This window comes from Mucilaginibacter flavus (assembly GCF_030409315.1).
Taxonomy (GTDB): Bacteria; Bacteroidota; Bacteroidia; order Sphingobacteriales; family Sphingobacteriaceae; genus Mucilaginibacter; species Mucilaginibacter flavus.
The window spans coordinates 21,544-33,814 of record NZ_JAUFPS010000021.1 but is presented as its reverse complement, the minus strand read 5'-3'; the positions used below and the strand labels follow the sequence as shown (position 1 = coordinate 33,814).

At 42.5% G+C, this 12,271-nt stretch carries 9 protein-coding genes; 5 read left to right on the top strand and 4 right to left on the bottom strand.

Features of this window, described 5'->3' with window-relative positions:
* Nucleotides 1–20: 20 nt before the first annotated feature.
* From QWZ17_RS07450 to QWZ17_RS07440, 3 genes are read right to left on the bottom strand one after another with little or no spacing between them, the layout of a single operon-like run.
* A complete protein-coding gene (locus tag QWZ17_RS07450; RefSeq protein WP_290304469.1) occupies nucleotides 21–959 on the bottom strand; it encodes a sugar phosphate isomerase/epimerase family protein in 939 nt (312 codons plus the stop codon).
* A 3-nt stretch (nucleotides 960–962) separates the two neighbouring features.
* The gene (locus QWZ17_RS07445; protein WP_290304468.1) at nucleotides 963–1,817 is read right to left on the bottom strand and encodes a sugar phosphate isomerase/epimerase family protein; all 855 of its coding nucleotides are present in this window, start codon (nucleotides 1,815–1,817) and stop codon (nucleotides 963–965) included.
* Between the two features lie 24 nt (nucleotides 1,818–1,841).
* Entirely contained in the window at nucleotides 1,842–5,285 is a 3,444-nt protein-coding gene (locus QWZ17_RS07440; protein ID WP_290304467.1) for a ThuA domain-containing protein, read from the bottom strand.
* A gap of 375 nt (nucleotides 5,286–5,660) precedes the next feature.
* Between QWZ17_RS07440 and QWZ17_RS07435 the strand changes: the two genes are divergently transcribed.
* Nucleotides 5,661–6,464, top strand: a complete 804-nt coding sequence (locus QWZ17_RS07435) for an alpha/beta fold hydrolase (RefSeq protein WP_290304465.1) — start codon at nucleotides 5,661–5,663, stop codon at nucleotides 6,462–6,464.
* A 27-nt stretch (nucleotides 6,465–6,491) separates the two neighbouring features.
* Nucleotides 6,492–7,037, top strand: a complete 546-nt coding sequence (locus QWZ17_RS07430; protein ID WP_290304463.1) for an alpha/beta hydrolase — start codon at nucleotides 6,492–6,494, stop codon at nucleotides 7,035–7,037.
* Between the two features lie 26 nt (nucleotides 7,038–7,063).
* On the opposite strand, the gene QWZ17_RS07425 is transcribed toward QWZ17_RS07430, so the two are convergent.
* On the bottom strand, nucleotides 7,064–8,566 hold the full coding sequence (locus tag QWZ17_RS07425; RefSeq protein ID WP_290304461.1) for a cryptochrome/photolyase family protein: 1,503 nt from the start codon (nucleotides 8,564–8,566) through the stop codon (nucleotides 7,064–7,066).
* A 58-nt stretch (nucleotides 8,567–8,624) separates the two neighbouring features.
* On the opposite strand from QWZ17_RS07425, the gene QWZ17_RS07420 reads away from it, so the two are divergent.
* The 3 genes from QWZ17_RS07420 to QWZ17_RS07410 all read left to right on the top strand — a co-directional run bounded on the left by QWZ17_RS07420 (nucleotide 8,625) and on the right by QWZ17_RS07410 (nucleotide 12,226).
* Nucleotides 8,625–9,353: a DUF2625 domain-containing protein gene (locus QWZ17_RS07420; RefSeq protein ID WP_290304460.1), complete on the top strand. Its 729-nt coding sequence runs from the start codon at nucleotides 8,625–8,627 to the stop codon at nucleotides 9,351–9,353.
* Between the two features lie 67 nt (nucleotides 9,354–9,420).
* Nucleotides 9,421–11,331, top strand: coding sequence for an AMP-dependent synthetase/ligase (locus tag QWZ17_RS07415; RefSeq protein ID WP_290304459.1), 1,911 nt, complete (start codon nucleotides 9,421–9,423; stop codon nucleotides 11,329–11,331).
* Between the two features lie 10 nt (nucleotides 11,332–11,341).
* Nucleotides 11,342–12,226, top strand: coding sequence for a hypothetical protein (locus QWZ17_RS07410; protein WP_290304458.1), 885 nt, complete (start codon nucleotides 11,342–11,344; stop codon nucleotides 12,224–12,226).
* Nucleotides 12,227–12,271 lie beyond the last annotated feature (45 nt).

Here is a 12,271-nt window from a genome sequence, read left to right as displayed (position 1 = left end):
ATGACCCCATTTGATATTTTTCATGCCGTAATCGCCTTCATCTTAGCCAATGCTGTTTTAGCTACCACTAAAGCGTCCTGGGCGTAATAACCTTTATTAAAAACCTCGCACGAGATTATCAACGGCTTATCCGGATGTTTTGCCAGTTTCAGGATCTGTTTTATAGGTGCTATGCCGTCACCAGGGTAAACCCTATCTGGTTCCGATATCTTTTCAGGACTAATGCCCGCGGGGTAATCGTTAACATGGAAAATTTCCAGCGCGCCATCACCCACAAAAGCCAAGCCATCAACCGGCGATTGGCCTTTATAAACATGGAACACATCCAGTAAAATGCGTGCATCAGCATCGCCACAAGCTGCTGCTACATATAATACATGGCTTATCTGTTTCAGGTTTACAGATCCTCCCCACATTTCCAATTGAGGCACTACCCCGCTTTGTTTACCCATCTTCAGGATCGTACTATATCGCTCAGCAATAGTATCTAAACTAATCAGCGGTAATTTGGTGGCTCCGGCAGGTGGCGCGGCTATGCGGTGGCAATTAAGTTTGGCCAACATATCCATTTCATTTTGCAGTTGCCCAAGCGCTTTTTGCCGGGTAGCATCATCATCCACAATCCATTGGGCAAAACCAATGGCGTTTTCAACTTTTAGACCCAATCCATCAATAATCTTTTTGGCGTCGGCTAATGAGCCGCCGCTTTGCAGGTAGGCTTGCAAGGTATCCAGCCAAATCTCAACCGAAGTAAAGCCTGCTTTAGCCGCAACTTCCAGTTCTTTGATGAAACCAAGATTTTGCCCACGGATGGTACTCATATTCAGTGAATACACAAAACCGGTATTCCTTTTATCTACCTTAATATTTGCCGCGGCTGCCGGGCCGCTTAAAACAGCGGCACCGACAGCAATGGCGGTGGTTTTGAGCATTTGCCGCCTGTTGAAATTTTCGGCCATAGCTTAGTATTTTAGGCTTTTGATATAAGCGATAGTAACCGGAATCTGGGTAGCATATGACGGACTTTCATCCTCAATAAAGTAATGCTTCACCCCTGCTTTGCGGGCCGCTTTCAGCACTTCAGGAATGTTAATTTGCCCGGTGCCCAAAGCCACATCATTTTTTGTATCGGTACCGCCTGTTAAATCATTGGCCACGCCTTTACGGATATCTTTTAAATGCATCAGTTTTATCCGTGTTGGGTATTTATTGATCAGCGCGGCTGGGTCCTGCCCACCGTGGAACGACCACAGCAGATCTATCTCAAAAGAAACATACTTAGGGTTGGTGTTTTTGGCTATGTAGTCAAACAAGGTACCATCCTCATACTTGCCAAACTCGTAGCCGTGGTTGTGGTAACAAAAGGTTAGTCCTGCTTCGGCCAGGATCTGCCCTACCCGGTTAAAGTCAGTCACCGCTTTTTTGGCATCCTCCAGTGTAAATTCTTTACCATGCGGAATCCAGGCTACCATCACATATTTGGCACCCAGGGTTTTGGCCTGTTTAATTACCACGCCCGGATCTTTTACAATATCGCCATAACCCGCGCCAATAGACGGGATGCTGATACCTCTTTCTTCGCACAGCTTTCTAAACTCTTCGGGTGGCATGCCTTTAGGCTCCTGTCCTTCAATTTCGGTTATACCGAATGACTTAATGGTATCCAATACCGCTATGGTAGCTTTAGGCATGCTGCTGCGAAAGGTGTAAGCCTGCACGCCAACCGGTGCAACAAAAACCGGCTTGCCGCTTTGAGCAAAGCTATTGCCGGCAAAAAGGCCCAGTAAAGCTGTAGTTAATATGATTGATCTTTTCATTTATATATTGTTAATGATGCTTAATTATTCTTCAAAACGGACACCGCTTAATTTCAGGATACCGTCGTTAGGTTTGGTACGCTTAATGGCGAAAATGAACACATTATGTTTACCGGTGATTGGCTTTTGCACATCGCCGGTTAACCAGGCCAGTTTATCCCAACTGCCTGTATCGCCGTAAACTGTTGAACAAATTACCGGCCCGGCCTGCGAATCCATGCGCACCTCTATCTCGCCATCAATACCCTTTGAAGCATATTGAAAGCTCAGCTTTTTAATGTTGGTTAAATCAAGATCGCGGTATAAGATGAATGATTTATGATTCCCCAAGGAAAGATCATCCTTAAAGCGGTTAAAGCCACTTAGCTGATCGGCATAAACCGCTTTAACATCGGCGTTGCGTAAGGTAACCACATCAGTACCTGTTAGCGGACCAACAACTTTACCGCCTTTATCCGTATACGATGCCAGCAATGTATATTGTCCACGTGGCTCGGCATCACTGAATTTAAGGTTTAAACTCCCTTTTAAAGGCAATGGCATTGCCTTACTTTTGGCATCAGTTAAAGAGAAAATATATTTAACAATCTCCTTGGTATCGGCGGCCGAAAGCTGCGGATGCGCACTCATTACATGCTCGGTTCCCCAACTGCCCGCGCCGCCGGCAATAATCTTTTTTGATAATTTATCTACCGATCCCTTTTGAGTTTTATAACGGTTAGCTATCGATATGAAGCTTGGCCCAACAGCTAATTTATTAACCGTATGACATGATTTGCAATCGCTGGCAGCCATTAAAGCCTTACCGGGGTAACTTATCTCGTTTGCAGACAAGGCAGCCAGGCTTTGCACCGTTTTACCATCTGTGGATGGCTGCGGGTTGTAAATATAAAACAGCTTTACTTTTGCAGGGTTAATTACTTTATCCTCATTATCTTTCACCACTACATGGTATTTAAATGGCTTGCCTTTCCAAATAAATGATTTGTTATCGGCACTGGCAATGGTTACCACAGGACGTGTATTGCCCACATGCACCATAACGGTATCCCGACCGATTAATCCGCCTTTATCGGTAACTTTCAATATCGTTTTGTAAACACCCGGTTTGGTAAAAGTATAACTTGCGGTGGCGGTGGTTGCGCCAATGGTTTTACCATCAAACAACCATTGGTAAGTTATCTGATCATCGTCGTCAAGGTCTTTACTGTTCTGGCTGCTAAACGTAACGGCCAATGGTGCCTGCCCGCTTATTTCCTTTTTGGCAGGTTGCTCTTTTAGTTCGGAAGTTAAATATTTGGTATGCTGATAGTAGGATTGCATGGCCGTGTCAACTATCGACGCTTTAGCTATTGGTACACGGTTGCCGGTATTGTATTCAATTTTTACCAGGCGGGCATCCTCATTTTGCGCGCCATAAACCGATCCGTATTCCAGCATATACAAAGCGCCATCCGGACCGAATTGCATATCTATCGGTCGGCGAAAATCACCATTGGATGGCATAAAGGCTTCATTGCGCAGGTAATTTTCATTTTGATCAAATTTTAAATCGATAACCCAGTTGCGCATCCAATCGGCAACAAACAGGGTGCCATCATAGTACTCAGGGAACTTGTTCGGGTTTTTAACATTGGCATCATATTCATAAAAATCGCCGCCGATGGCGCATCTGCCGCCCAGTCCTAACTCAGGAAATTCATCCGATGCCGCGTATGGGTACCAGATCATAGCCGGCATTGCTGGTGGCAGCACATTTAAACCCGTATTATTGGGCGAATTATTTACCGGCGCTTTAGGATCGAACATTGGTCCTGGCTTAGCATTCACAAAATCCCAGTGTGAGTATGGATAGTTGTTACCTACAAAATACGGCCAGCCAAAATTGCCGGCCTTGCGGGCCTGGTTAAATTCATCGTATCCACGCGGACCACGAGGCGAATCGTTACCGGCATCGGGTCCTATCTCGCCCCAGTATAAAACCGAGGTTTTAGGATTTACGGCGATACGATACGGATTACGGCAGCCCATCACATAAATTTCGGGACGGGTTTTGGCCATGCCTTTAGGGAAAAGGTTTCCTTCGGGGATGGTGTAAGTACCGTCGGCCTCCGGATGAATCCTTAGTATCTTACCTTTCAAATCATTGGTATTACCGGCACTGCGTTGTGCATCCAAACTATAATGCTCCTGCCCGGGGCGCTCATCTAAGGGTGCATACCCATCAGACGGAAACGGACTTGAACTATCACCTGTAGAAAGGTACAGATTGCCATTTTTATCCCAGGCCAACGAACCACCATGATGCGCGCCGCTAACCTTTTGCACCGGTACTTTAAAAAACACTTTTTCTGATTTCAGATCGAGCACGTTATCAGTACTCAGCTTAAACCTCGATAACTGGAAGTTTAGCGGCTCGGTAGTTTGCCCGGCGGGCATGTAATAAATATAAACAAACTGGTTACTTTCAAATTTAGGGTCGAGCGTTAAACCAATCACGCCGGTACCTCCTTCATAAGTGATGGGGAATTTATGGATCACCTTAAACTGGTTTGTTTTGGTGTTATAAACCGAAAAATTGCCCATCAGCTGCGTAAAAAATACCCGGCCATCCTTAGCGCAGGCCAGCTCCATCGGTGATGCTATGTTGCTAACCAATACCGTTTTCAAAAACCGGCTTTGATCCGGCGCTACTTTGGAGTACGATTTACTGTAATCCAAAGGCTTACCATTGCCCATGGCGTATTTAATACCGCCTAACATCTGACCTAAAAATAAGGGATCGCTGTAACTTTCATCGGTATGGCCGCAACCTGTATAAAACGACCTGCCGCCATCAAACTCATGAAACCAGGTGATGGGGTGATTGGCCCCGTTGGTACCGCCATCATAGGTATTTTCATCTAAACTGGCCAATACATGAATACCGCTGTAGATAGATTTGTAATTGTACCATTCGTCGGTACGCTCCCAACGGGCAGGCAAACCGGCGGTGATGGGGTTGGTTCGGTCGGTTACCTCAATAGTGGCCTTACGGATATTGGAATTATTAGGGTGACTTGAAAAATACGCGCCAACCAGTTTACCGTACCATGGCCAATCATACTCGGTATCGGCAGCCGAATGGAAACCAGCATAACCGCCGCCTGCCTGTATGTAACGTTCAAACGCCGCCTGTTGCACGGCATTGAGCACATTGCCGGTAGTACACATAAATATCACGGCATCGTACTTCTTTAAATTTTCGTCGGTGAAAGCTTCGGAGTTAGTAGTGGTATCTACCTCAAAATTATTTTCCTTGCCCAGCTTTTGAATGGCGGCCACACCAAACGGGATACAGGAGTGATGCCAGCCCAGTGTTTTGGAAAAAACCAGTACGTGTTGCGCGGGCACCGATTTTTTAAAGGAGTAAAGCCCAAAGCTGAGCCCTATCAATAAAATACAGGTGAGTTTTAATTTTAATGACATGAGTTGAGAGATTTAGTTGATGTTCTTGTTAAGCTGCCCCGTGATTCTTCGCTTATGCCACCTCAAAACTCGCCCATAAAATGCGGGCAAAACAATGATGATAAAAACATATCAGGTTAAGATAAAAAAGTACAGGGCAATTAATTGGTTAAACAATATTAGTGTTTTAAGCTTTCATTGTGTAATAAATACACGCTTATTTTAGCTTGTAAATAAAATGTTACGGGATATTTTAAATCGATTTATTGATTGTCGCAAACCAGCACCTAAATTGTCGGATATGCCCACTGCATGTTCAGCCTATCGGTTTAAATTTGATATATGCAAAGTTTGTTTAGCTACATCATCAAAATAAGTATTTTTACTTTAACAATTATGAGCACAACAGAAGAAAGCAACGCACAATCTGCCGGTAAATACGCCCAGGTAAACGGCATTAAAATGTACTATGAAATTCATGGCAGCGGGCAGCCGCTGGTATTGATTCATGGCGGTGGTTCAACCATGCATACGTCTTTTGACAGGATTATGCCCGAATTGGCCAAAACTCATATGGTAATTGGCGTGGACCTGCAGAATCATGGGCGTACATCGGCCAGGGATATTCCCGAAACTTTTGAACAGGACGCTGATGATGTTGCCGAATTGCTTACACAATTAAAGATTACAGGTGCCGATGTGATGGGCTTTAGTAATGGTGGCAGTACTACGCTGCAATTGGCTATAAGACACCCTAAACTGGTGCGTAAATTGGTACCTATATCTGCTATTTATAAAAGGGAAGGAATACCCTCGTGGTTTTGGGATATGATGAAAAGTGCCAGCCTAAGTAACATGCCCCAGGTTTATAAAGATGTTTATTTAGCCATACCCGGCAATACCCAGGCTGGGTTACAAAATATGCACGATAAAGATGCAGGCAGAATGCAAACGTTTAAGGATTGGCCCGATGAACAAATAAAATCAATACAAGCCCCAACCCTTGTAATTGTAAGCGATCAGGATGTAGTAACACCAGAGCATGCTATCGAAATGTCGCGTTTATTACCTCATGGCAGGCTGATTATAATGCCAGGCAGCCACGGCGCGTTTATGGGCGAAATTATGGCACCAAACCCCGATAGCAAAGTACCACTTTTATTTGTGGCGATGCTGAACGAGTTTTTGGCCGGAAAGTAATACTGATTGCTTTAATACATCGTACTTATGAAAAAGCAGATCTTATTTATACAGGGCGGCGGAGACGACGGCTATACTGCCGACCTTAAACTTGTAGATTCCCTAAAAAAAGAATTAGGAGATACTTATAATATCAGTTACCCAAAACTGCAAACCGATGAAAGCCTGCCTGATTTTGGCTGGTTAAAGCAAATAAGTGAAGAGGTTGGCAAACTTAAAAACGAAGTTATTATAGTAGCGCATTCCTTAGGAGCCTCATTGCTGCTCAAATATCTTTCTGAATATGAAGCTTCGAAACAATTGGCTGGTATCTTCCTGTTGTCGACACCATTTTGGAGCGGTGATGAGGATTGGAAACAGGGCTTAAAACTCCGGGATGATTTTGCCGAAAAACTTCCTGAAAATACGCCACTCTTTTTTTACCAGGCACACGACGACGAAGAGGTGCCATTCAAACATTTTGAAACCTACAGGCAAAAATTACCCGCTGCAACATTTCGCGAAATTAACAAAGGCGGGCACCAGCTCGGTAACAATTTAAGTTTGGTGGCCAGGGATATTAAAAACTTATAATCTATTTGGGGGCCTGTTACAACGGCTTACTTATCCAACGCTTTCAAAAATGCTTCGGCATTGCGGAGGTGATTTTTTTGTTTCTCTTTTGGCATTTTATCAAACATTGAAACAAGCATACCTAACCTTGGGTTGCTGGTAAAAAAATCGCGGTGCACGTGCATAAAACGCCAGAATAAGCCATCCCAGGTTTGCTGCCAGTCGCCTTTTTTCCAGTTGCCCATTTTCATAAGGTAATTGCTGCCGCTGATGTAGGGCTTGGTGGTCATGAGGCCACCATCTGCAAATTGGGTCATGCCATAGGTATTGGGCACCATTACCCAATCATACGCGTCAACGTACATTTCCATAAACCACAGGTAAACATCATCGGGATCAAACTCGCATAGCAGAAAAAAGTTACCCATCACCATCAGGCGTTCAATATGATGTGTGTAGCCAGTTGCCAACACCTTTTTGATAACTACATCAACAGGATGAATGCCGGTATTGCCTTGCCAGAATGATTTGGGAATTTTGCGTTTAAATCCCCAATAGTTTTTTGTGCGTTGCTTTACGCCTTCGCGTTCATACACTACGTGGATAAACTCGCGCCAGCCCACCACCTGCCTTATAAAGCCCTCCAGCGAATTGATAGGAATATCATAATCTGTAGCTGCATCTAAAGCCTTTTCAATCACCTGCTGCGGATTGAGCAAACCGATATTTAACATCGGGGTTAGTACCGAATGATACAAGAAGCTTTCTTCGGTCAGCATAGCATCCTCATAAATACCGAAATTATGTAACCGCTGTTTCAAAAAATCATCCAGCCATTTTTCAGCCTCGCTGTAAGTAGTTGGATAAAAACCACCCAAATTACCAAATGGCGATGAAGTAGTGCCATAATTTGCGCCGAAATGAGTTTCAACGTATTGCTTAGCCTCGACGACATATTTATTTTCGGCAGGAACATCTAATAAAGGTACCACTTCATTTTTTGGGAATTTAAGGCGATTATCACTATCATAGGTCCATTTGCCGCCTACAGGCGTACCGTTTGCTTCAAGCAAAATGCCGCGCTGTTTACGTTGGGCGATGTAAAAATCGGTTTGAAAATAGGTTTTCTTTTTGTCGAAAAACTCAGCCACATCTTCGGCACTATTCAGGTAATTCGGACTGCGGTACTTTACAAGATCAATTTCATTTTTCTCACAGCCCGACTTCAGCCTTTTTTCTATCCAGTTATCGGCTGTATCTACGTAGTGAATTTGTTTAACACCTTGCTTGCCCAGGGCGTTGATCAGCATACTTATATCTGCCAATTCATCCCCGGCATCAATATAAAAAACCGTTAGACCTTGTTGTGCCAGGAAATCCGCATAAAACTTCATGGAGGCCCGGTGTAATATCAGCTTCTTTTTATTAAAGTGATATTGATTAAAGTATAAAGTTTCCTCAACCAGGTACGCCGGTCGCGATTTGTTTACCGCGGGGTACTGTTCAAATAACTGGTGCGGAAAGATTAAGGTTATGCTTTGCTTATCCATGTTTGATAACTACTTAACTTTATACTTTTTGTTTGCTTAAATTTGACTACTATTCAAAATGAAAAAACAAACCCTAAGCCTTTTACTGCTTGCTTTTACACTATCCGTAAATGCGCAGATGAAATTACGCCCGATAGCGGAACTAACAGCCGACACATCTGCGTGGCCTTTGCTTTTACAGGACATTAAATCGGCAAAAAATAAAGTAGAAATTCTACCGGCTTCTAATGGCAAAGAGGCGTTGTACCAAACGCAGGTAAGTACACACTCATATATGGGCGCAGTCATTTATTTCACCGGTGGCATATTAGTTGATAATGGCTGGATAAGGATATTAGGATCGGGCAGCAAAAAATTACAGCGAAGCTTGCCCGATTGGAATAAAGGCAAAAGTTTTAATCAGTTAGGCGAACAACCTTCGTTTTTACTGATAGCAGATGATGCCGACGGTGGTTTTTTTGCAATTAACGGCGGCAAATTTGGCGACGATATGGGTAAAGTTTACTACCTGGCTCCCGAGCGTTTAAAATGGGAAGCTCTTCATATAAGTTATTCTGAATTTTTGAACTTTTGCTGGTACGGAGATATGAAGCAATTTTATGACGGACTGCGATGGACACACTGGCAAGACGATTTGAGCAAATTAAAGGCAGACGAAGTTTTTACCTTTTATCCATATTTATGGACAGCAGAAGGAAAGGACATTAATAAAGTTACCCGCAATGTAACTCCCATACAGGAAGCGTATATTTTTTCAACCGAAAACATGAAAACCATCAAACCTTAAAGTATCATTGCTTTTTGTTAGTAAAAAACATAAGTTTGATGCTTATTAAACCCAATTAATACATTTGATGAGCAAGGCAAAAGCACTTTCAACCGTACCGTCGTTTTTACGCAATGTGGTTGCCAATATCCACCCCGAAAGCCATAGTTTTATGCTGCATAAGGTTAAAGATACCTGGGTGGAAATTAGCTATGCCGAAGCCCTCGCCAGGATAGACGCCATATCGGCCTGGTTGCTTGAATTGGGCATTCAAAAAGGCGACAGGCTTTCCCTGATCATTGAAAACGGTCCTAATTATGTTTATTACGATCAGGCTTTACAGCAAATCGGGGCTATCAATACATCCATATATCCTACCCTTACCGAAAACGAGATAGAATATATCCTCAATGATTCTGGTGCTAAAACCATCATTGCCGGTAATCCTTTCCTGTTTCGTAAGGTATTAAAAGTTGCCAATAACTGCCCGGAACTTATCCGCATTATTCCTGCTTTTGACGATTTTGAAAAATTTAGCGACAAGCTTTCACTAAACGCAGGGGTAGTAGGTTTTGAGCAGGTAATTAAAGAAGGTCTTCACGTAATTGACCAATACCGCCCGGCCATCAAAGCTGCAAGGGAAGCTATTTTACCAACCGATCTATCGTGTTTAATTTATACTTCAGGAACTACCGGTATCCCCAAGGGCGTAATGCTTACCCATCACAACCTAACCGAAAACGCCCACAACAGCCTGATCCAGATTCCTTATGTAACCAAGGATGATCGCTTTTTATCGTTCCTGCCCTTATCGCACGTATTTGAACGTACCATTTACCATATAGCCATTTTAAAAGGCTCACAAATAGCTTTTGCCCAAAGCCTGGAATTATTAGCCAAAAATATGGGTGAAACCCAGCCGACTATCCTTTGCTGTGTACCCCGTTTATTGGAGCGTATTCACGATAGGGCCATTAAAAGCGGAACATCGGCAGGTGGCATTAAAACTAAAATCTTTTTATGGGCATTTGAGGTTGGTAAAAAAGTGCGCCACATACAAGAGGCCGGCAAAGCACCGGGCGCTATTTTAAAGGCCAAACATGGCATTGCCGAAAAATTGGTTTTCAGTAAGATCAAAGAAAAAACGGGCGGTAAACTCCAATTCATGGTATCGGGCGGCGGCGCTTTACCTAAAAACATTGGTGAATTTTTTGGCGATCTGGGTATTGTGATATTAGAGGGTTTTGGGTTAACGGAAACCTCGCCTGTAATGGCTGTTACTGAGCGCCATAGGGTAATTTACGGTACTGTTGGTCGTATTATACCGGGTATTGAAGTGGCTATCCAGAATGTAGAAACCAAAGAGATTTACTCGATACAAACGCACGATAACTTTAAAGAAGATACTCAAACAGAGGAGGGCGAAATCATCGTTCGCGGTCATTGCGTGATGAAAGGCTACTGGCATAAACCAGAAGAAACCGCTACGGTTATTGATAGCGATGGCTGGTTTCATACCGGTGATATCGGCCGGTTTTTTCGCGGAAACCTGCAAATTACCGATAGGCTTAAAAACATGCTGGTGAACGCCTATGGTAAAAACATTTATCCTACCCCGGTAGAGAACACCTACCTTAAAAGCCCCAAAATTGAGCAGGTATTTTTATTGGGCGATAAACGCGAATACATCACCGCCATTATAGTACCCGGCAAAGAAGGTCTGCAGGAAACATTCGGCCTGAAGAACGAATTTTTTGAAAAGCCCGAAGTTTTCATTGATGACAAAGAGATTGTAGACTGGATTAGCCAGGACATCCGCAAATTTAGCCACGAGCTGGCCAAATTTGAGCGCATCAAAGCATTCAAGGTAAAACGTAACCCTTTCAGCATGGAAGAAGGCGAAATAACCCCAACCATGAAAGCCAAACGCAAGGTAATTGAAAAGAAATACGCCGCCGATATTGACGAAATGTACGTGGGTGAAGTGGAAGCAGACTAATAATATAACAATGAGATTAAAAGAGATTTCGCAAATATTAAAAGAAAATATCGACCGTTTAAAATATACTCCCAACATCGTCGTAGCTAATAATAATTTCAGTGTTGACAATTTAATTAACATTCGAAAAGGTATCAACAATATCGCAAAAACTAACTTATTTAAATCTCAATTAAAAGAGTTTAAAACATTACCAATTTACGCAAGTACTTTAGATACTTTAACTATCTCCAATAACGAGTATTCAATTTTTTCATCAACATTAGAAGCTTTAAAAAAGGGAATAAAAAACCTTACAGAAAGTGTTGACCAAGCGTTGCCAATTAATGAATCTGAAAACTTATTAAGTATCAAACTCCCAAACGACTTGAACTTTGAAAGTTTAGGCAAAATCATTGATTTATTAAAAAAATCCTTTTCAATTCCTCTGGCAGAAATAGATGACTCTATAAAGATTGAAGCCTTTGAAAGTGGATCATTTTGGATAGATATCCTCGTTCATAGTCGTGAAGCAATTGAATTGATTGGTGCTATAACATGGGCCGGCGCTTTCATTTACAAAAAGCGATTAGAGGGTAAAATTCACGAAAAATATATCGAAACGCTTAATATAAAAAATGATGCTCTAAAGGCTATTCAGGAAGGAACGAGAGCTCAAATCGATATTCTTATTGAAGTAGAAGCTCAGAACATTCAGACAAACTACTATAATGGTGATGATCATGAAAGATTGGAAAGATTAAAACTGTCTATAAAAAGCATGTCTGAATTGGTAGAAAAAGGGACTGAAGTACACCCTAATCTTTTAGCCTCTGAAACCACTAATTCAATATTTCCATCATTTAAGAATCTAAATTTAATTGAATCCAAAACTAAGCAAATAAGTAATGAATAATTTGCCTATCCCGAAATAGCACATCTTTTTTACTAACTTTGTTAG